We start from the raw sequence: 22,024 nt of genomic DNA on the forward strand, positions 1-22,024 counted from the left end.
TGTTAAGAGTACAAAGGGTACAGGTTAAGCTCCGGGCCGGATAACATCCGCTTCAAATCCGCGGAAGCTGTTCTGCTTGGACTGCTCCGCAGGCGTTACCTCATCGAGCCACCAGTGGTCCTCTCCAAGCAGCTCATCTGCTGCATCCGGTCCATAAGAACCCGAAGCATACGTATGAAGCGGCAGCGTTCCTTCTTCCGTTGCTTCGATAATCGGCTGAACCCATTGCCAGGACAGTTCCACTTCATCCCAATGGGCGAAGAAAGTCGCATCCCCGAGCAGCGCATCATAGATCAGATTCTCATAGGCTTCCGGCAGGTCCGAATTGGCCGAATCATGTTTGATGCTGACCGGCTCAAGCTGGCCGTGCTGGCGCGGGTTTTTGGTATTCAGCTGCAGTGAAATGCCTTCGCCCGGCCCGATTTCGATTACCAGCAGGTTCGGGTCCAGCGGGACCTCCCCTCTGTTTTTGTTATGGAAATCATTAAACGGTTCCTTGAATTCTATAACGATCCGGGTCGATTTCTCTTTCATGCGTTTGCCGGTGCGGATATAAAAAGGTACTTCATTCCACATCGGATCATCAATCCACAGGCGGGCGGCGATATAAGTCTCATTCTGCGAGGAAGCTTCAATACCCGGTTCGGCGGTGTAGGCAGGGACCTTGTTACCTTTAATCTCACCAGCGCCGTATTGTCCGCGCACCACATGCTGAGTGACCTCTTCCTTCAGCAGCGGACGTAAGGACTGGATCACATGCCGCTTCTTGCTGCGGACATCCTCAGGTGTGCTGCCTTTAGGAAGCTGCATGGCCATCATCATCAGGAGCTGAAGCATATGGTTCTGGAACATGTCGCGCAGCGCACCCGCCTTGTCATAATAGCCTGCCCGCTCTTCCACACCGACAGTCTCAGCAGCTGTAATCTGGACATTCGCGATATAACGGTTTTGCCATAATGCCCGAAGTACAGGGTTCGAATACTTCAACACTTCCAGGTTCTGTACCATCGGCTTGCCGAGGAAGTGATCAATCCGGAAAATTTCTTCTTCCTTAAAGGCCGCATTCAGGCTGTTATTCAGCTCCCGCGCCGACTGCAAATCTCTGCCGAAAGGCTTCTCGATGATCAGGCGTTTCCAGCCGGTTGTGTCACCAAGACCGCTAGCTTGGATATTGCCGGCAATCGGACCGAAGAATTCAGGACCGACCGACAGATAAAACATCCGGTTACCGGGGATATTCAGCTGTTGTTCACGGCGGCGTACATGACCCAGCAGCTTGGTATAATCCTCCGGACGTCCCACGTCCAGCACGCTATATTCGAAAGCCCGCAGAAAATTCTGCAGCCCGGCTGACTCTTTTACCGGACGGCGGGAAAAGGTACGCAGCGAATCCAGCACCTGCGCCTGGAACGTTTCATTACTGAGTTCTCTTCTTCCAAGTCCAATTACGGAAAGAGGGCCGGAAAGCTTGCCATCTGCGAACAGATTATATAAAGCCGGGTAGATTTTGCGTTTAGCCAAATCTCCGGTAGCGCCAAAAAGCACAAAAGTTGATGATTCCACTTTCATTCCTCCCGTTATTATCTAATGTTTATTAGGTTACTTATAATTACTCGCAAACTTTAATATAACACATCATACGACTGTAAAAACCATTCGTCAACCTCATTTCGACATTTACGAAAAGTACTTATTTTCACGAACTTCTCACTATGTTATAGTTAGCGAGATATTATTAATAACTTCAAAGGGTGGATGCAAAGTGACCCAGGAGATTAGACCATTACTTGCCAAAGTAGAGCACGCTTATCATATCGTTGGGAAGAAATGGGTGAATCTGATCATTCATGTGCTGATGGAAGGGCCTAAGCGGTTCAGTGAGCTGCATACCATCATCCCGGATTTAAGCAAACGCATGCTGAATGAACGCTTGAAGGAGCTTGAAGGCTGCGGTCTGCTCAGCCGTACAGTCATCCCTGACCGGCCGGTCCGGACGGAATATTCGCTCACGCAAAAAGGGCAGGAGCTTGGAGCTGCGCTCTGCCATGTTGAGGATTGGGCGGTAAAGTGGCTGTGATGATGTTAACGTAAAAAAAGCGGAGCCTGCGGCTCCGCTTTAGGTCATTCATTTTGCTACATCGTACTATCCATTAATCCTATTTAACATACTGCTGATATTCTGCCTGAACTTTTTCCGGCGTTAGTACATTGTTGTAGATCTTCAGTTCGTCGATTAAGCCTTTGTAAGGAGTATCCCAGTAATTCACACCCAACGTGAAGATCCCATTATTATTCTTGAAAATATTTGGGAAGTCGGTGCCTGAAAACTTCTCTTCGCCGTTGATATACAGCTTGACCGTTCCGTTTTGGACTGTAAAAACAACATGCGTCCATTGATTTTCAGCAACTTTGATTCCGGCTGTTGCCCGGTAGGCCGCATTCGCCCATAGCACTGTTTCTTTGTCAGCGAGCTGCGGAACAAGGCTGATCCAGCTGCTATTCGAGCTTGCTCCAAAGAAGGCCGTCGTAAAGTTGGTCAGCAGCTCTGGATTTAGCCACATGGAGACGGAGTAGCTATTGCTGTTGATCAAGCCGTCAGGCAGGCGGATTCCGGACATGCCGTCCAATAGTGCAGCTTGACCCGAAATTCCAGTTCCGTAGGTGATACTTCCAACAGTAGTACTGTCGATTAGCGAACCGGTTACTCTGCCTTCACCGGTGAGCTGGAGCGAATCCTTCAGGTCCCCGTTAAAAGAGTACACGGCGACAAGCCCGTCCGTTACTTTTACAGTATAGCTGCCTGTGACACTGCTGCCATCTGTGGAAGTAGCGGTAATGACCGTTTCACCAACTGTCTTCGCAGTCACCACACCAGTTACGGAATCAACCGAAGCAATTTCAGGTGCGCTTGAGGTCCATGTCAGAACCTGGTTTCCGGCATTACCCGGAAGGATGACAGGCTGCGGAGTAAAGGTATTGCCTGTGGCTACACTTTTCTCTGCATCCGCAAAAGAAATGGAAGTCACCTTGACATTTGCATCTGGTTCACCGTTAACAAGCCAGCCGACGGCTTCCGGAGTCAGTGCCTTCTCATAGACCCGGAACTGGTCGATGAGTCCCTTATAAGGGATATCCCAATAGTTGACACCAAGGGCAAACACACCGTCCGTTCCTTTGAAAACATCTGTAAAGGAGGTGCCTGAATATTTCAGCACTCCGTTCACATAAAGCTTAACTGCTCCGGCATCATACGTGAATGTGATATGCGACCACTTGCCTGCCGGAATCTGCAGACCGGCATCCGCGTCCAGCCAGGTATCACTGCCGAACCACATCCGTGTGGTGGCTGCACCATTTCCGTATGGTAGAAGGCTTATCCAGTTGGTTGAAGATTTGGCCCCGAAAAATGCCGGTGTATAGGCTGTCAGCTGCTCTGGATTCAGCCATAGGCTAATTGTATAAGCATTGCTGCTGATCAGTCCGTCCGGCAGGCGGACACCGGAGCTGCCATCCAGCTTAACGGCTTGGCCGACTTCTCCATCCACATAGCTTACTTTTCCATCAGTGGTGTTGATCAGCTTGCCTGTAGCTGTGCCTGCTGCCAGGCGGTCACCGCTCTCTGCCAGATTGCCTTCAAAATCATACGCTGCAACCAGGCCGTCTTCGAGCTGAGTGCCGCTGAGCTGTACTACTACCACTGTAAAAGTCTTGGTTTTGGTCGCTTCACCAAGCTTGATAGTGGCTGTAAGCTCCACAGTTGCATTTCCGCTGCCCGCTGCCGGACGGATTACTTTACCGTCTGCTGCAACTACAGCTTCGTTGGAAGAAGCCCAGGTAATAACGGCTCCATGTACGCCAGAAACTGGCAGTTTCAGATCACGGTAGATCTTGCTTGTATCGCCCAGCGTGAGGCTATTCGCCACATTTACAACCAGTTCATCATCGCTAAGCAGTTCAATGGCACTGCCCCAGACTGCTACTCCCTGGTCGGACATTGCCGTAAAGACCATAACATTGTCCTTCCGGGTAGAATCCCATTGCTTTACAAAAACACCTTTGTAAAGTCTTTGCACAGGACTGCCATTGTCTGTTTCGTTGATCAGCAGATGGGCGTAATAATCGCCCGCAAGCTCCCAAGTCCCGCTAACCGCTCCGCCAAGGGTACCGTCTTCCAGCAGTTCAACATCAACTGTGGATTTGATCTTGGCCGAGGTATCCTCGCCGTGATTAACGAACTGATAAGCACCGATTACATCAGCCCGCTCTACTTTGGAGAGGGTCTCACCGGAATAACGGTGCGGTGCAACAACCGGCCAGGCATCTTCATTCATGAACATTTGATGTACCCGCACCTCATGGGTTTCGCCGCGCAGCGGGAATCTCGTATGGAAGAAGTTGAAGATCTTGCCCTCTTCCTCGTCATAATAAACTGAATTATGACCTGAGGATACATAACCGTACGTAGGGAAATCAGCCACTCCGTTCAGATTGCTGAACAGGAAGTTCCCCAGCAGTTTATTACCAATGGCCGAATGATCTTCATCGGTCGCCAGTACAGCATCTTGGCCAGTAGCATCCTTATATGGACCGTCCGGATTCGCGGAACGGAACAGCCGCATATTGTAACCGCCGTCAGATGCTAGTCCGCCGTAAGTCACATACAGATAGTAATAGTCCGTTTTCTTATCATAGACTACATAAGGGCCTTCGCCCGATTTGAAATTACCGCCAGAAATCTTTGTTCCGAAATAACGGTCAATGATTCTGCCGTCTGCCGTCGTGCCGTCTTTTCCCGGATACTTCGGCTTGCCGGTAGCCGGATCTACTTCCAGCACAAAAATCCCGCCTGACCAAGATCCGTAGGTCATCCACAGCTTGCCGTCCTCATCATAGAACAGGGTCGGATCAATAGCGTTAGTGTACATTTTGTTATTGTACGTACCATTCGTATTGAACCAGGCCGGATTCATGCCATCCAGTTTCCCGTCGTCAATCAGCGCCTGAATGTTGGTATTGGTCCACTTTTTGTTAATTGTACTATTGGCATCATATGCTTCGTCTGCAGTGAATCCGGAATACAATACAGTTCCGCCATAGACGTAAGGTCCTTCAATATTCTGCGAAACTGCGTAGCCAATAGCAGAACGGATATAGGTGGAAGAGGTGCAATAATACATCATATAAGCGCCTTTGCTTCCATCCTTGTTCACATAATCCGCATTCCAGAACACATCGGGTGCCCAAACGGAGAAGCCGCCTTTGCTGTCCGAGTCATTCTCCCCGGCCCAGGCGAAGGATTCCGCCAGATTCGCCGACAGATCTCCGAAGATCGCGTTATCCGGTGTAGTGTAGCCGTTAGTGAAGGTGCTCCAGTTCATCAGATCCTTAGTTTTGGCTGCTGCAATATGCGAACCAAAGACATAATAGGTATCCCCGTCCTTAACCACCGATGGGTCATGCACGGATACGTTGCTGAACACCGGTGCAGTCGCTTCCGGTGAAGGAGCAGGCGAAACCGTAGGAGATGGTGCCGGCGTAGCCGTAGCTGTCGGTGCCGGAGTAGCCGTAGCTGTCGGTGATGGTGTAGTTCCGCCGCCGCTGCTTACTGCCGCTGTCGCTGTGGCTGTAGCTGTCGGTGCCGGTGTCTCCACCTTGATCAGGGAGCTGTACTTCTGATCAAATGTCACCTTTCCGCCGCCTTGAACATTGATAGCTTCGCTCACATTTGGAATCAGATTGATGATTTCTGTTCCGGCTTCCAAGCGGATGCCGGCCTTGCGGTTCAGTGTCATTTCAGAGATTTTGCCTTTGCTTAAGTACAATGTCGGCTCGCCGAGTGCGTTCATGATTACCGAGTCGAAGCTGCCGCTCAGTTGAATGACTGCAGACTTAGGCAGTGTCTGTTCCACTGTGACTTTACTGAACCCTGTTCCGGTTGCCGCAGCATCTTCTTCGAGTTTGACACCCGACTGAACCTTTACCTCCGCCACAGCACTGCTGCCTTTAGACGCAATGCGCAGCTTTCCGTTCTTTTTGTCAGCGACTAAGACAGCAGCCGTTGAATTGTTCAGGACGACGCTGTTTTCCCCGCCGCCAGTCACCACGATTTTCCCTGCAACCTTTACATTATCAAGTGTAATATCCCCTTCAGCAATGCCTTCGGTGAGATACAGATTACCCGCTATGCTAGTGTTCTTAAGCTCTACTCCTGCGGCACCGATAACCACATTCCGGGTATTTAGAGCGTTATAACTGCCACTTTTTAGAATGATTTGTCCTGACAGCTTGCTGATCATGCGCAGTGCTTCAGCTCTGGTTACCGAACGCAAGCCTTTGAAGCTGCCATCCCCGTAACCGCTGAGGAAACCGTCGCCCAGCAAGGAAAGCACGGCTTCCCTGCTCCACTCCGGAAGGTCCGCAGCATCTTTTGGTGCAGCAGCAGCCGAAGCAGCATCTAACTGAAACAGCCGGTACAGCATTACAGCTGCTTCCTGGCGGCTTACAGTCTGATCTGGACGAAATGTTCCGTCGCTGTAACCCGACACATATCCCGCAGAGACCGCTTTCATAATCTCAGTATAATAAGAGCTGCCTTCAGCAACATCACTAAAACTGCTCCCGCTCAGGGTTTGCAGATTGAACACTCTGTTGACCAGTGTAACCCACTCTGCGCGGGTGATATTCTGATCCGGTTTATACACGCCGTTCCCGTAGCCCGTGATTAGCCCGTTCTCTACCCATGACTGAAAATCAGCCTCTGCCCAATGTCCCTTATAGTCAGACACCGTGGTTTGGGTAAGCTGTCCTGTTTTGCCGGATTCGTTCACCGTCCCGGAAGCTGCCATCATCGGCGAGGGTACGAGCAGCAGCAGCGCAAGGAGCGAAGCTGTTAGCTTGCCAGTTGTTTTGTTCAAAATGTAAAATCCTCCGATTCTAAAGAGTAGTTTAAGAAGAAACTAAACGGTAGTTCTGGTTCGCAGCAGCCTCCTTTGCTATTTAGATATTAAAACGCTTTCATTGAATAATTGAAAAAATGTTCTCCAGCGAGTTTTGGTTTATTTTATATAAATACGAACCAATTATCGTGAGAACAGCTTGAACGGTTTTATTTTAATGGCAGAATCAGCAATTAGTCAATTAGAATTTTTTATTTAACTAAATCTTTTCATGTTTTTGTTGATAATAATCGACAGCAAACAAAAAAGCATGAATTGAATCCTCAAGATTCGTTCCATGCTTTTGGTTAACTTTTGCTATTCAAACATCAGATACCAGTAAATTGCAGCTTCATTCGCGTGGGGATGCAACCCCTTGTAGAGAAGATAATCAAATCCGCCGATCACAAAACCGCAGCTTTCATAGAATTTGCATGCCCTGACATTGTTGTTTTGCGTTTCTAACATGAGGCCCGGCATGCCGCCCGCCTCCGCCCAGAGCCTGGCTCGCCCGATCAGCTGCCTGCCGATGCCAAATCCCCTATATTCGTTGTCTACTTTCAGATAATCTACATAGCCGTATTTGTTCCAGTGTTTTTTCAACAAAATCTGCCCTACAATGACTTCCCCCGCATAGGCTAAATAACATGTCTTATTGGGGTTTCCGATATATTCCTTGAAATCACCGGCAGATAGTTCTTCATAACTTTTCCGGTAACTGGCCAGCTCAATAACTTTATATTCTATCTGCCCGCCGTTAATAGTCAGGTTCAGCATGGAATCAATGATAAAACTGCTGTCCATTTCTATGCTCCGGGCTTGCTCCAAGTGGCTCAGTTTCCTGATCTGAATGTCCATAGGTTCACTCCATCAACAATTTCGATATTACACTTGCAGCAGCCATGCTTCCGCATCAGCTTCCAGCGCGAACATTCTGAAGGCATTCCCTTGGCTCAGCTCTGCCAGCAGCTCTTTGAATCTCCCCTTGTCTGCCTGATCCCCGTTTATAATAGCAGCCGCAGTGATCCGGTAGTTGATAAATTTTTGCAGTGCCGTTCCGGCCAGACCCGTCCGCAGATTATAAAAGTCCTCTGACAGCACCTCTTCATGAAGCAGCACTCTATAAATATCATGCTCCATGCAGATGCCGACCAGATCCAGAATATCCTGTTCTGTGCTGAGCTTGCCGTCCGTTAACCTGTAGTTAATGTACTGCTGGTCTTCTTTGGTAATCACTTGAATATTCACAGCATCCACTTCCTTTTCATTTTCATGAATAATAGCCTCACGGATCTCGCCAATCCATTGCAGCTCACTGGTGTAGGTAGAGAGGATATTCGCATCGATCATCCGCCAGATCAATGCTTCCCGCGGGCTTCTGTCCGGTGCAAAAACACCCTTTACCGCCTTCCCCTGTTCCAGATGAATCAGTGAGCGGATTTCCTGCTCGTAGCCGGCAAGCATCTGCAGGATTTCGTCCGTCTCCAGCCCGTTACACCAGGCTAGCTGGATAAGAAAAGTCTTCCGGACTTCCGGCTGCTCCGGGGAGGACAGCACCCAGCGTCTGAGCTCCTGCTGCCCTGCAGCAGTAATTGTATAGATCTTCTTAGAAGGCGAGCTCTCCTGGTGCTGTACTTCATTCGTTACATACCCCTCGTTCAAAAGCTCTACCAGCGCTTTGTAAATCTGGTTATTGTTGCCCGACCAGTACATGAACGTGGATTCCTGGATAAGCTTCTTCAAGTCATAGCCGCTTAACGGCCTGCTGCTCAGGAGGCCTAATATGGCATTATTGATCGACATCTGCACTCACTCCGTTTGTTTTATCATAGGTTAACAGTAACATATGATGCGTATACATTACAAATCTTATTTCCATACGCAAAAAGAGCTGCCCGGAATCTGTTGAGATTCACTGGAACAGCTCTAACTAAGGTATTGTTCGTCTGCGTTTATAGTATTTCTGGCTTCGCTCATCCAGCTGCGTCAGTCCAGCAGATTGTACTTGAACAGGTAACTGCCTGATCCCAGCTTACATTCTACTCCTCCGCTTACAGCCTTCATCTCCCGGATCCCTGCCGCCTGTCCGGCGGACAGCGCTTGTTCCTGCAGTTCCTCCAGCTGTGCTCCCGGTAGTACCGCCACTCCGCTGGCATTGGCCGGAATTGAAATCCCAATCTCCATCATGCCGTCTGCCGAACGTCTCCAGGAGGACGAGACCGGACCATACATCGTCTCAACCGCAGCCTGTGCAAAATCCATACCTGCGCCAGGCTGCGGCTTGATGTGGATCACCTTGAACCCGGGCTCTGCTTCCTCCGGTCCGATTCCGGCAACATAGCGGTACAGCCATTCTCCGATTGCGCCGTAGGCATAATGGTTGAATGAATTCATGTCCGGGCTCCAAAAGCTGCCGTCCTCTTTGATCCCGTCCCAGTGCTCCCAGACCGTCGTTGCGCCCTTCGTCACCTGATACAGCCAGGACGGGTAATCCTGCTTAAAGAGCAGTTCATACGCAAGTTCCCCCTTCCCGCATTCACTGAGCACAGGATTTAGATACGGGGTACCGACAAAGCCGGTCGTCAGGTGATTCCCCGCCTCCGCCAGCAGCTCGGTAAGCTTGTGGACCGCCCGCTCCTTCGCCTCTCCTTCAACGAGCCCGAATCGCAGCGCCAATACCTGTGCAGTTTGCGTCGGAACCGCAAGACGCCCCGAGGGCGTGAGGAATTCGCTGCGGAAAGCCTCGGTTATTTTGCCATGCAGCTCCTGATAATAAGCAGCCTCCTCAGCCAAACCCAGTATAGCTGCCGCTTTGGAGGTAAGCTCGACGGAATAGGCATAGAAAGCGGTAGCCACGTAATCCCGGTCTGTAGCTCCTACATAGCTGTCCGGTTTGGAGTCAAGACCCAGCCAGTCACCGAAATGAAATCCGGTATTCCACAAATACGGATTGTCTCCTTCTCCATGGATATATGAAACCCATTGCTTCATGCTGGCGTACTGCTCGGCAAGCAACCTGCGGTCACCATACATTTCGTAAATCGTCCACGGGACAATCGTTGCGGCATCCCCCCAGGCGGCAGAGGAGTGTTCAGTGTCGCCCCAGCCTTCAGAGAACGTATCCGTGAGATTCGGAATATAGAACGGGATGCCTCCGCCGGGCAGCTGGTCCGCTTTCAAATCCCGCAGCCATTTCGTGAAGAACGGCCCGGTATTCATCAGATAGGAAGCGGTACGGACAAACATCTGGGCATCGCCGGTCCAGCCCAGCCGTTCATCCCGCTGCGGACAATCGGTAGGCACATCGAGAAAATTGCCCTTTTGACCCCACAGGATATTATGATGCAGCTGATTCACGAGGGGATCGGAACATTCGAAATGGCCGGTGCGCTCCATGTCCGAGTGCAGGACGACCCCTGTGAAATCCCCCAGGCCGACAGACTCCGGGAATCCAGTAAGCTTCGCATAACGGAACCCCTGGAATGTGAAATGCGGCTCATACGTTTCTGCCGCTCCTCCTTTCAGCGTATAAGAAATCAGCTGCTCAGCAGCACGGATATTATCACGGTAGAAGTTGCCCTCACGGTCCAGAATTTCCGCATGCTGAAGCTGAACCGTCCAGCCACGTTCTCCCTGAACCGTAAACTTCAGCCAGCCGACCATATTCTGGCCCATGTCGAGGACGGTGTCACCCTGCGGTGTTGTCAGGATGGCAATAGGCTGCATCTCCTCGATCTTGGTAACCGGAACATTTTCCTGGGCGGTGATAATCTCCTTAGAATGTTGATGAAGCTCTACCGGATACCAGCCATTCGGCGACGGGTCCATAATATCCCGCTCCAGGCGGGCATCATACCGTTCCCCCATATAAATCTCCGACATCCGCACCGCACTTTCCGCAGCCAGCCACTGCGGGCCTGTAAGAAAACGTTCCTCCCTGCCGTCTTCATACCATAGGTGCATTTCCAGCAGCAGGGCAGCCACAGAACCGTAGATCTCTTTATCCTGTTTATATCCCAGATAGCCTTTATACCATCCGTTTCCTAGCAGTGCACCAAGTGTATTCACACCTTCATGCAGGTAACTGGTGACATCATAAGTCTGGTATTGCAGCCGCTTGCCATAACTCGTCCAGCCCGGTGTAAAATAATGATCTCCCACCCGGCTGCCGTTCAAATGCAATTCATATAATCCGAGTGCGGTAGCATATATTCTGGCTCTGGCCACAGTCCCATCGACTTGTACGAACGTACGGAGCAGCGGGCATGCCTCAGCATCCTGGGCAAAACAAGCTGCAGGGGCGCTGATCCAATCCCCCTGCCACGCCCCTTCAGCCAGCAGGCCCGTTTCAAAATAAGCCGTTTCTGCCGACCATGCTGACCCGTTCCCTTCCTGATCCCACACCTGAACACGATAATAATACCGCGTACGGGCCTCCGGCTTCAGCGTCGTCAATTCAACATGCACGGATTGTGCGGACTGTACTTTTGCAGAATCCCATAAGATCATCTGGAAGGCAGCATCCCGGGCAAGCTGAATCCGGTAAGCCGATTGTAAACAGTTCCAGCTGTCGGAGCGGAGCTGCCAGCTGATTCTTGGTGCCGGCACATCAAGGCCAAGCGGATTTTCCTTATACTCGCAGCGGAGTTTAGTGACCCACAACATAGGTAAGATTCCTCCCTTATTAGCTATAAAACGTCCTTTGTCTTATAATTATAGCTGCGTTACCGCTTACATTAACGGGCATTCAGGCCATAACCTCCCGGTAATCAGGCCATTTTGCAGGAGGAGGATTTCCATGCAGCGAAAAGCCGAACTGTTCACAAGTGATACTTTCTTGCAGAATCAATTGCATCTGCTGGTCAACCGCGCGACGGAGGACTTCGCCGTTCCTTTTCATGCGCATGATTTTATTGAATATTGTTATGTAGCAGAAGGCCGGGGGTTCCATCATATCGAACAGGATACTTTTCCTGTGCAAAAGGGCATGCTCTTCGTCATACCGGTGGGCGTGTCACATGTGTTCCGTCCTGCTACATCCGAGGCCCACGGCAACCGCCTAATTGTCTATAATTGCCTGTTTGATGGTCATATGGTCGATCGTCTTTCCGTTATTGTGCAGGAGTCCCACATCCGCGAGCATCTGGGGAGACTTGGGAGGAGCGACTCACCATACTTTTCCGTTTTCGATGATAAGGGGACGATCGAGCGCCTGATGCTGAGTTTATACCGCGAAGGCTCCGGATATAGAGAGGGTTCCGCAACCATGCTGATTGCCCTGCTGAGCGAATTGATTGTCACAGTATACAGAACGAAAATAGCTCCTGTAGACAAATCTCCGGCAGAGAGCTCTGACTTTACCGCGATTATCCACTATCTGGATCACAATCTTTCCGGGACGCTTACGCTGGCGGGTCTGTCGGAAATGTCGAAATGGAGCGTAAGACATCTGCAGCGCATGTTCCGCACCCATACCGGACAGCCATTTGGCTCCTACCTGCAGAACCTGCGGATTCAGAAGAGCTGTGAGCTGCTACGGACTTCCAAGCAGAAGGTCCAGCTGATTGCCGAGTCTGTCGGCTACCGCGACATGGATTCTTTCAACACGGTCTTTAAAAAAATTGTAGGAGTCACTCCCCGGCAATACCGCAAAACCGTTCAATCCACCACCAGAGACCCGCTCAATCTTTTGTAAATGAACAGCCGTACCGGATTCCCTCCTCCCAGATCCAGAAGCACCTGCTAATTACTTCATGGTACAATACGGCTAGAGATTATATCCTAGGAAAGGGCGGTTGATCCTGCTGATTTATCTTATTAAATTTGCCTACAGCTTCATTCTGCCGCCAGGCCTGTTTATTGTCCTGCTGGCTGCATTGGTCATTTGGCTGTGGCGTAGCAGCCGCCGTCAGGCCATCGTGTTGTCAGCCGTAACGCTGCTGCTCTATCTCTCGATGACTCCTTGGGTAGGCGACGCGCTGATCCGCAGCCTGGAGAATAATTACGAGCAGCCAGACAATATTACCGGCGATGTTATTGTGGTGCTGGGCGGAGGCGCAACCTCCGGCACTCCCGATATCGACGGTGAAGGGAACCTGCTGGGTTCAGCCGCCAACCGTCTGCTCACCGGAGTTCGGCTGCACCGTCTAGACGGACTCCCGGTCCTTTTCTCCGGCGGACAGGTGTTCAGTGACAGCGGCAACGAGGCCGATACCGCGAAACGGCAATTGCTTGGCCTCGGGATTCCGGAAGCAGACATTCTAACGGAGAACCAGTCGCTTAATACGGAGCAGAATGCCGTAAATACCGCTGCACTTATGAAGGAACTGGGGCTCCGTCAGCCTATTCTGGTGACATCTGCCTTTCATATGTCCCGGGCGATGGCACAGTTCCATGAGGCCGGACTGGATCCGCTGGCCTATCCGACAGACTATACTTCCAGCCGGGGTACGGCACTGTATCCCGGGAAATTCGCTCCTTCGGGGAGTGCTATGCAAAGTACCGGACTGGCACTGAAAGAATACTTGGGACTTTTGGCGGCCCGGTTTTGATTGGTTTATATTGCAGCAAAAAAGCAGTGGCTCCGGAGAATCTTCGGACCACTGCCTTTTCAATACCGGTATTATTTGATTAGCTCGCAAAATACGGCTCCGGTCATGTCAGCAAGCTCCTGCGGGACCAGCTCCATCTGCATGCCGATTTTACCTGCGCTGACGGCCATCGTGTCGAGAATTTCCGCGCTGTGCTCAATAAAGGTCGGATACAGCTTTTTCATCCCGACAGGAGAACAGCCGCCCCGGACATAACCTGTCCATTTCAGCAGATCCTTCATCGGCAGCATCTCGATTTTTTTCTCCCTGGCGGCCTTGGCGGCCTTCTTCAGATCAAGCTCTTCGGCTACGGGAATGACAAATACATAAAGGTTCTGCCCGCTGTGCGAGACCAGCGTCTTGAAGACGGTTTCCGGTGCCTTACCGATTTTCTCGGCAACCGCTGTGCCGTGGACGGCTCCATCCTCATTGTCATATAAATGGATCTCGTAGCTGATGCCCTTGGCGTCCAGCATCCGCAGGGCGTTCGTTTTGCTTATCTGCATCTTTCCTCAACCTTTCCGGCCGTGCGATCCGTTCTGGAAGGTGCGCTGCCATATGTGTATATTGGAAGTATTATAACACAAGCATGAATGAAATCAGGTCACAACCGCCTGAATTGAAATCACACCGGCAGCCGGAACCTCCAGTACATGAATCCCTTTGCCCATCGCCGCCAAAACCTGTGAAACGGTATTCCCTTGACAATCGCGGATCATGACCCACCGCTGCCCGGCGTCCCTGTCCAGCTCCAGGACCAGCCGGGTAAGCAGCGTTCCGTTCACCACCAGCACTTCTTCCGGAAGCTCACCGGATAAGGGAATTACCATATCCAGATAGGCAACGGCGATCAGCTTCCGGGAATTCCGGGCCATGACCAGCGGGTAGAGCAGCTCCGGATGCCAGGGCTCAAGACTGCCTTCCAGCAGCACATCCCGGTGCTCGCGCCAAAACCCAAGCCAAAAGGTCAGCATCTCCAGATGTGGCTGCGGCAGCTCTGCCAGCCGGACGGAAATCTGCGGCACAGCGAACAAGATGTTGATAAACTGAAGCGCAGCACCCGCGGCAGACTCCTCCAAATTCCACATCAGCATGTCGGAATGAGCCGCCGTATTGCCGCAGATCAGCCTGATGTCTATCGTCTTAATCCGGTTCTGGACCGCATCATTCGGGCAGTCTCCCGCCCGGAACATATTGCCGTATTTGCGCATCAAGGGGCCGGTATAGCTTTGGCGGAATTCGATCAGAATGTCCGGCTTCAAGCGGCGCAGCCGGGTGATAATTCCGCCCAGCAGCAAGTCAACAGCCACCGGAACAGAGGCCGTGTCACGTCCGCTGTCCATCCTCCCTGCATCCTCCGGAAGTGCGTAGAAGCTGTCAACGAAATCCAGCTTAAACCCGTCCAGATTCCACTCCAGCAGCGCCTGCTCATAGATACCGGTCAAATATTCCCGCACCTCGGGATAACGCGGATCGGCTACCCCTGCACCGAAGCCTTCATGGAAATAGAGCAGTTTGTCCTTGAATCTCTCCCATACTCCGCTGTGCCTGCCAATGAACGGAACCGCATACCACAGCATATATTTCAGCCCCGACTCCTGCACTGCTGCGACATGAGCCTTCATATCGGGTATTTTGCCGGCGCTGGCCTTCCAGTCTCCGCAATAGGCATAGCCGCGGGCGGCATCCGATGTCTGCCAGCCGTCGTCCACAATGACCGCCTTGCAACCCAGCTCTGCTGCCCGTTTGCATTCTGCTTCCACCGCTTCCGGCGTCAGCTGCTGGTGAAAGCTGTACCAGGTGGAATACATCGGCTCCCGGGCCGTGTCCGGCACAAAGGCAGGCTCATGGCCATTGAAGCCGGCCCACCAGTCCGCTATACCTGCCAGCGCCTGAAAGTACGGAATCCTGCGGGAATCCAGCCTTAGCCGGGCTTCATAGAAGGCCAGCGGCGCACCCGGTTCAGAGAACAGCGTCACAGAACAGTGAAAGTTGGCCGTCTCTTCATTTAATCCTGCATGCAGCTTCAGCGGGTTCATGACATCCGAGCAGGCAAAGCTCAGCACATTGTGGCCACGGTTGCCGTAAAGACAGACGACAGGTGCGGAGGATGCCGATCTGGAGGCAAAACCTTCCCACCAGTCCGGTATCAGCGCCCGGCTGCGCTCTGCAGCCGGATGCCACAGACCTTGGACATCTATTGCCTTACAGCTCCAAGTAAAGGACAGCTTAGGAGGCAACGCCGGAACAGCTGCCGTAAGCCTAAGCGTCACGACTTGTACTCCGCTCTCTAGCTGTTCCAGTGAAAGTGCGGTTTCAAAGTCTGTAGAACCGCCTTCCAGGGTTATTTCATACTTTTCCGTGACTATTGATTTTTTCAAATGGACCGAAGCTCCTTTAGCGCGGATAAGGCAGCGGAACCGCTACATCCGGCGGGGAATAGTGATCTGGATACAGGTGCCAATCCCGGTACGGCTGCCAATGACGACGCCGTAGCGGCTGCCGCCATGCAGCTTAATCCGTGAATCGACGTTGCGGATGCCATAGCCGATCCGGGGACCGTCAGGGTCCAGAATCTGCTGGATCGTCTCAGCTTTCATACCGACACCGGTATCGATGACTTTGAATACGATGTCCGAATCGCGCTTCTCCACCACCAGCCGGATGCCGATGGTGCTTCCGAACCAGGCATGCTCCAGCGCATTTTCCAGCATTGGCTGCAGGATCAGTTTGACGGTCGTGAACTCCAGCACTTCAGGATCAATGTCGTAATAGACATTCATCCGGTCACCGTATTTAATACACTGAATGGCAATATAAGCTTTCGCATGTTCAATTTCCTTGCCTACTGTCGTGAGTATTTCACCCCGGTTCAAGGAAAGCCTGTAGAATTTGGCCAGCTCCTGGACCAGCAATTGCAGCGTCTGAACATCGCCGAACTGGGCCAGCCTGCTAATGGATGAGAGGGTATTGTAGAGGAAATGGGGGTTGATCTGTGCCTGCAGTGATTCCAGCTCTGCTTCTTTTTTCTGGAGGCTTACAGCATAATTGCGGTGAATCAGTTCTTCGATGTTGCTGCCCATCCGGTTGAAGGCTGCAGCGATCTGTCCCAGCTCGTCGTTGCCCGTATAGCTGATCCGCTTCTGAAAATCCCCGTCCCGGAAGTCATTCAACGAGCCTACAATCTTCTGAATCCGCCGCGAAAAATAACTCGACACCCCGATTCCGAGTCCAGCCAGTACAATCGCGCTGACCAGACAGACGAGCAGGGTCATCCTTCGCACCTTATCCGCACTTTCATCGAACAGACTGTTCGGAACATAAGCCTGCAGCTCCCAGCCCAGTCCATCCAGCGGCTCGCTCAGCAGCAGCCGGTTTCGATCCATACTGCCGCTCTCTCCGGCCGTATTTTCCGGTGAGGATTCTATGACCACCCTGCCGGTTCCATCAACCACACGCAGTGTGCTGTAACCGCCAATTTTCCGGTAATCTACGGCGTCCAGCAGATCGCTGATCTGCACTGAAATCCGGATCATGCCAATACTCTTGCCGCGCTGTACATCATCCATCCGCTCCAGCAGCGAGATATTGCCGTTCGCCTCATCGCGCAGAATCTGCCGCCAAATACTTTGGCCCGCCATGGTTTCAGAGAGCCTCAGTTCCCGGTACCAGGCTTCTGCTTCAATCCGCTTCAGATGAAAAATTTCGTACCGCTTAGTCGAGAGCAGCGGATTCTGGCCATTGTCATAATAGAAGACCTCAGACAGGCTGTCGTTCTGAAGATAGACAGATAAGCCTATATTACTACCCGTATAGTTTAGAAGATTCTCAAGCGCCGGCATCAGTGTCTTGGTCATCGTCTCATAGCTGTACCAGCCTTGATCGTAGCGGCGCAGTGCGCTTTGCAGACTGTAATTGTAATACAGCATATTGGATATCCGTTCGATATTGTCCGTGTGATAGCGGATATTATCACGCATCTGCTGGAGTGTGCCTTGAATATTCTCCCGCGTCTTCTCTTTTAGCGAGTTCACGGAATTCGTGTAGGCGAACCCCCCTACCGTACCTACAGCGAGTAGCAGGCACAGCACATAAGGCAGGATCAGTTTATAGCCAAAGGGCATATTCAGCATGCGCCGCATGTTACAGATGTCTCCGGTAATCGCCTGGACTGACACCGTAATGTTCCTTGAATTGCTTGCTGAAATGCGACAGGTTTTTGTAGCCGGCCTTGTTTGCGGCTTCATAGACCTTCAGCTTAGGATCGCCGAGCAGCTGCTTCGCCCGCTCCAGACGTCTCAAGGAGACATAATCCGAGAAATAAATGCCCGTCTCCTCGAAGAAAATCTGCCCCAGATGGTTGGGTGAGAAGGAAAAATGGTTTGCGGCATCCCGCAGCATTACATTATGCTCCAGACGCTCTTCAATATAGGCTTCGATTTCCTCAACAAGCTTTCGTTTCTTGCCCTGGCGTTTGCGCTGAAGCCGTTCGGACAGCTCGAACATCCGCCGGCGGAGCCAGGACTTCATATCCTGAGTCGTCTCCAGGTGATACAGAATACCCAGCTGCTTCCGGTCCAGCCCCAGCAGCAGGTAGAAATCCTCGTTAATCGTATGCAGATAAGCGTCCAGCTGCGAAACAATATGCAGGATCAGCTGATAGATCTCCAGCTTGGTCTCCATCTTGCCCACCCAGATGAACAGTTCTTCATTACAATCGTCAATATCAACCAGCCGGTAAGAGGACACCGCCTGAAACAGGGACTGCAGAATGCCATCCAGATCCCGTGCATTAGCTGAAATCGGCTCCTTGGCATCAGTGTGGTGGATCAGCCTGCCTTTGCCCAGGAACAGCTTCAGGCCCAGCGCTTCCTTTGCCTGCTGAAACGACTGATGCAGCTCGCTCAGCCGGTTTACAACCGGACCGATTCCGATTGTGACCGTAAGCAGAGTGCCGCTGACCGCCTGATGAATCAGCCCCTGCAGCCTTCCGCTGTCGTAACTCTTATCCAGAATGAATGCAAAATGGAACCGATCCAGCCTGCAGGCCTGAATCCGTTCCCCGGCGCAAAACTGCGCAACTGCCGTGTCAAGCTTTTGCTCGATACCCGTCTTCACGGCATCCCCGTAGCCGTTCAGCTTCCAGTTCAAATCATCCGGTTCCAGCACCGCTGTATATAGGCTGGCAGCATGCCAGGATATTCCGATCCGCTGCAGCATCTGCAGCACCTTCTCTTCATCCGGCCTTCCGTCCAGGAGCTGCTTGAAAAGTTCCCGCTTGAGCAACGGCTCTGAATCGGAAATGTACTGCCGGAGATGGGTATTCACCTGCTCCCGGTCCAGGGACAGCTTGACTTCTTCCAGTGTCCTGCGCATATCTTCATCGTCCACCGGTTTTAGCACATAACCGGAGGCACTCATGGAGATCGCCTGTTTGGCATACTGGAAATCCTCATAGCCGCTAACAAACACGATTTTCAGCTTCGGGTTCAGCTCCAGCGCTCTGCGGGCAAGCTCCATTCCTGACATAATCGGCATTTTGATGTCGGTGACAACAATATCAACAGCGTTGTTCTCCAGCATTTCCATTGCTTCAAATCCGCTGCTTGCCGTAGCGCATACGGACATTCCGAGCGCTTCCCAGTTCATGAAACGCCTCAGTCCCTCCAGGTCAAGCAGTTCATCGTCCACCAGCAGCACCTTGTACATTTCATCCCACCCTTGTAATCCGTTTAGATGAAACCAAAGATTCTGCCCCATTGATGCTAATGCTGTTCAGACTCCAACTAAATTTACATTTATTAGTTAAAAGGGGTACACTTGGCTTCAGTATACCCCACGTCTCCATCAGACTCTAGCGTTATTTCATCTTGCTCAGATTGTTCTGCCATCTTTCGGTCTGGAACTGCAGCAGCTTCGCATAACCGGCTTTATCGGCATCTTCGCCCGCTTTTTTCAACAGGGAGAGCACTTCCTCATCACTTTTTGCATAAAGTGCTTTGGCATACGCCTCAAGGAAAATATCGTTCACGGCGGAGGCAATCGTGCCCTCCTCGGAATCAGGCAGCGGATCGAGATTCACAAACTCCGTGAAATTTTTGGAAGTTTTCCAGGTCACCTTCTGCTGGGCAAGCGTTGTCCAGTTCTGCTTTTCTGCCGGCAGCTGGGCATCCATCTTGGCTTTGGTCTGATCAATAAAGGTCGTGTTGCCAACCCAGTTGAACCGGCCGATTCTTTCTTTGTCCTTATCGGCTTGCGGGGTGTTCAGCCCCTTCTCATTCAGAATCGGTACACCGTCGGCATCTGTCTCATCCCAATACAGGCCTTGCCGCCCGAAGTTAATAATCCGCTGCCCCTCTTCGCCGGTTAACCAGTCGAGATATGAGAAAATCGCTTCAGGGTCTTTAGCCTTCTTGGTAATGACGAGTACATTCCAGCCAAGGGAATTGTAATTGTTCGGTGTAATCTTCGCAGGATCGAGTCCCGCCTTATGAATCGGCCAGATAATGTCGTATCCGCTCTCCGGATCCACCGTACGCAAAGCATTGTTGGCATCCCGGCCTGGGTTAACCACATCGCCATCCGCATAAACGGCCACCCGGCCTGTCACCAGCTTCTCAGTCACCTGATTGCCCGTCTGTGTGAAGGCATCCTGGGTGATCAGCTTCTCACGGAACAGCTTGCTGGCATACTGCATACTCTCAATGAACACAGGATCCTCAAAAATCGATTTCAGCTCATTGCCTACCGGATTGATTTTGGCCAGGTAAGGTTTGTTCTCGGCAAATCCGCCATACATAGTTTCGAGCCCGCGTCCCTTGGCTCCAATCTCAAGCGGGATAACATCGCTGTATTTTTCTTTTACCAGCTTCAGGTAAGCATAGAGATCATCATAGGTTTCCAGCTTCGGCGAGCCGAGCTCTTTATAGATTTTCCGGTTGACGATCCAGCCGCCGTTCCCGTTCGGGCTTGACGTATACCAGTTCGGGAACTGGTACAGCTTGCCGTCATCCGAGCGGAGCATACCGAGCGTCGCTTCACCGGCGTTATTTTTCAAATTAGGATATTTATCAAGATATTCATCCAGCGCCACCAGCAGACCTGCCTGCCGCAGCCTTTCTACATTCGCACCCCGGTCCATCATGATGACGTCCGGCAGGCTGCCTGAGGCGATCATCGTACTGAACTTGGTTTCTGCCGCCCCGCTTGATTGCACGGCTGTCATATTAACCTTAAGGTTATCCCGAATCCAGGCAGTGGTGGAATCCTTCCCCCACGGCTCCGTTGTATCCCAGTCATAATTGCTGTAATAACTGAAGGTGACCGGTTTCACTGTACTTCCTGCAGCAGCAGCTGTGGCTTCTGCCGTCTCTGCGGGAGCTGCCGTCTCTGTAGCAGCCGCCGGTGCTTTGGTTGGTTCCACAGTACTTTGCACACCGGCATTACTATTGCCTCCTCCGCACCCGGACAGAAGCAGCACGAAACCCAATACAGCCGACATCAGCGGCAAGCTCTTTTTACGCTCCAAATGAATAACCCCTCTCTTATACTTACTATACACAGTAATGCGGCTATTCCTTGAGTGAGCCTATCAGCACACCTTTGACAAAATATTTTTGCAAAAACGGATAAACCATAATAATCGGCAGCGTTGCCACCATTGTCGTGGCCATAATCAGCGATTTGGTTGTAACTGACTTCATCATCGCCTGCCGGTCCTGCGCCGCCGCATTGGTCCCGATAGACTGCAGCTGATCTGTGACAATATTGGAATTGAGGATCTGCTTCAGCAGGGTCTGAATGGGAATCAGCTTCGGATCATTGATATAAATGCTGGCCGAGAACCAGTCATTCCAGTGCCAGACTGCCGTGAACAGTGCTAAGGTTGCCACAACGGGCCCTGAAATCGGCAGTACGATGCGGAGCAGCACTCCGATATGATTACAGCCGTCAATCCGCGCCGACTCGGCCAGCCCTGCAGGCAGCCCCAGAAAAAAAGTCCGGAAAATAATCATGTTATAGACACTGATCAATCCCGGAATCACCAGCACCCAGAAGGTGTCCATCATGCCAAATTCGCGCAGCAGCAGGAAGGTTGGAATAAGCCCGCCGCTGAAATACATCGTAATGACGCAAAACACCATATAATATCTCCGGCCCAACAGCTCCTGCCTTGACAGCCCATAAGCGAGAATGGCCGTGAACAGCACTGACAGCACCGTCCCCACCACCGTCCGCAGCACCGAGACCAGAAACGCCTGGCCGATCCGGCTGTCATGAAAGACCACTTCATAATTGTCGAGGGTCGGGCTGCGCGGCCAGAACGTAATGCCGCCGAAGGCCGTGTCCGCCCCCGTATTGAAGGATATGACCAGCGAGTTCCAAAAAGGGTACAGGGTGACGAAGCCGAGCAGCAGCAGCAGGATATAAATCAATACTTGCAGCACCTTATCGCCCCGCGTCAGCTTCATCATAACCTGTTCCCCGCTTCCCCATAGA

The 22,024-nt window shown here is 51.7% G+C and carries 14 protein-coding genes; 3 read left to right on the plus strand and 11 right to left on the minus strand.

Annotated features, from left to right (window positions below; translation table 11 throughout):
- Positions 1–24 precede the first annotated feature (24 nt).
- A complete protein-coding gene (zwf, locus tag L6H70_RS05625) occupies positions 25–1,563 on the minus strand; it encodes a glucose-6-phosphate dehydrogenase (RefSeq protein WP_236330710.1) in 1,539 nt (512 codons plus the stop codon).
- A gap of 199 nt (positions 1,564–1,762) precedes the next feature.
- Between zwf and L6H70_RS05630 the strand changes: the two genes are divergently transcribed.
- Positions 1,763–2,077: a winged helix-turn-helix transcriptional regulator gene (locus L6H70_RS05630; RefSeq protein ID WP_054940956.1), complete on the plus strand. Its 315-nt coding sequence runs from the start codon at positions 1,763–1,765 to the stop codon at positions 2,075–2,077.
- Between the two features lie 79 nt (positions 2,078–2,156).
- Here the strand turns inward: L6H70_RS05630 and L6H70_RS05635 are convergent, their stop codons facing one another.
- The 4 genes from L6H70_RS05635 to L6H70_RS05650 all read right to left on the minus strand — a co-directional run bounded on the left by L6H70_RS05635 (position 2,157) and on the right by L6H70_RS05650 (position 11,600).
- Entirely contained in the window at positions 2,157–6,914 is a 4,758-nt protein-coding gene (locus L6H70_RS05635) for a LamG-like jellyroll fold domain-containing protein (RefSeq protein ID WP_236330713.1), read from the minus strand.
- Positions 6,915–7,253: 339 nt separating this feature from the next.
- Positions 7,254–7,793 (minus strand): GNAT family N-acetyltransferase, encoded by a 540-nt coding sequence (locus L6H70_RS05640; RefSeq protein ID WP_236330716.1) that lies wholly within the window; start codon positions 7,791–7,793, stop codon positions 7,254–7,256.
- A gap of 27 nt (positions 7,794–7,820) precedes the next feature.
- Entirely contained in the window at positions 7,821–8,738 is a 918-nt protein-coding gene (locus tag L6H70_RS05645; protein WP_236330718.1) for a PadR family transcriptional regulator, read from the minus strand.
- A gap of 183 nt (positions 8,739–8,921) precedes the next feature.
- Positions 8,922–11,600 carry an alpha-L-rhamnosidase gene (locus L6H70_RS05650; RefSeq protein ID WP_236330721.1) on the minus strand — a complete coding sequence of 893 codons (2,679 nt, stop codon included), beginning with the start codon at positions 11,598–11,600 and terminating at the stop codon, positions 8,922–8,924.
- A gap of 133 nt (positions 11,601–11,733) precedes the next feature.
- Between L6H70_RS05650 and L6H70_RS05655 the strand changes: the two genes are divergently transcribed.
- Both L6H70_RS05655 and L6H70_RS05660 read left to right on the plus strand, forming a co-directional pair.
- Positions 11,734–12,630 carry a helix-turn-helix domain-containing protein gene (locus tag L6H70_RS05655; RefSeq protein WP_236330724.1) on the plus strand — a complete coding sequence of 299 codons (897 nt, stop codon included), beginning with the start codon at positions 11,734–11,736 and terminating at the stop codon, positions 12,628–12,630.
- A 109-nt stretch (positions 12,631–12,739) separates the two neighbouring features.
- Complete coding sequence (locus tag L6H70_RS05660) at positions 12,740–13,486, plus strand: YdcF family protein (protein WP_236333152.1); 747 nt, start codon at positions 12,740–12,742, stop codon at positions 13,484–13,486.
- 71 nt (positions 13,487–13,557) lie between these two features.
- Here the strand turns inward: L6H70_RS05660 and ybaK are convergent, their stop codons facing one another.
- The 6 genes from ybaK to L6H70_RS05690 all read right to left on the minus strand — a co-directional run bounded on the left by ybaK (position 13,558) and on the right by L6H70_RS05690 (position 21,999).
- A complete protein-coding gene (gene ybaK, locus L6H70_RS05665; RefSeq protein WP_236330727.1) occupies positions 13,558–14,031 on the minus strand; it encodes a Cys-tRNA(Pro) deacylase in 474 nt (157 codons plus the stop codon).
- Positions 14,032–14,124: 93 nt separating this feature from the next.
- Positions 14,125–15,906 (minus strand): glycoside hydrolase family 36 protein, encoded by a 1,782-nt coding sequence (locus tag L6H70_RS05670; RefSeq protein WP_236330731.1) that lies wholly within the window; start codon positions 15,904–15,906, stop codon positions 14,125–14,127.
- 42 nt (positions 15,907–15,948) lie between these two features.
- Positions 15,949–17,667: a sensor histidine kinase gene (locus tag L6H70_RS05675; RefSeq protein ID WP_236330734.1), complete on the minus strand. Its 1,719-nt coding sequence runs from the start codon at positions 17,665–17,667 to the stop codon at positions 15,949–15,951.
- Position 17,668: 1 nt separating this feature from the next.
- Positions 17,669–19,234 carry a response regulator gene (locus L6H70_RS05680; RefSeq protein WP_236330737.1) on the minus strand — a complete coding sequence of 522 codons (1,566 nt, stop codon included), beginning with the start codon at positions 19,232–19,234 and terminating at the stop codon, positions 17,669–17,671.
- Positions 19,235–19,385: 151 nt separating this feature from the next.
- On the minus strand, positions 19,386–21,026 hold the full coding sequence (locus L6H70_RS05685; protein WP_236333154.1) for an extracellular solute-binding protein: 1,641 nt from the start codon (positions 21,024–21,026) through the stop codon (positions 19,386–19,388).
- 70 nt (positions 21,027–21,096) lie between these two features.
- The gene (locus L6H70_RS05690) at positions 21,097–21,999 is read right to left on the minus strand and encodes a carbohydrate ABC transporter permease (RefSeq protein WP_236330739.1); all 903 of its coding nucleotides are present in this window, start codon (positions 21,997–21,999) and stop codon (positions 21,097–21,099) included.
- Between the last annotated feature and the right edge of the window lie 25 nt (positions 22,000–22,024).

It is taken from the genome of Paenibacillus auburnensis, assembly GCF_927798115.1.
GTDB classification, from domain to species: domain Bacteria; phylum Bacillota; class Bacilli; order Paenibacillales; family Paenibacillaceae; genus Paenibacillus_AQ; species Paenibacillus_AQ auburnensis.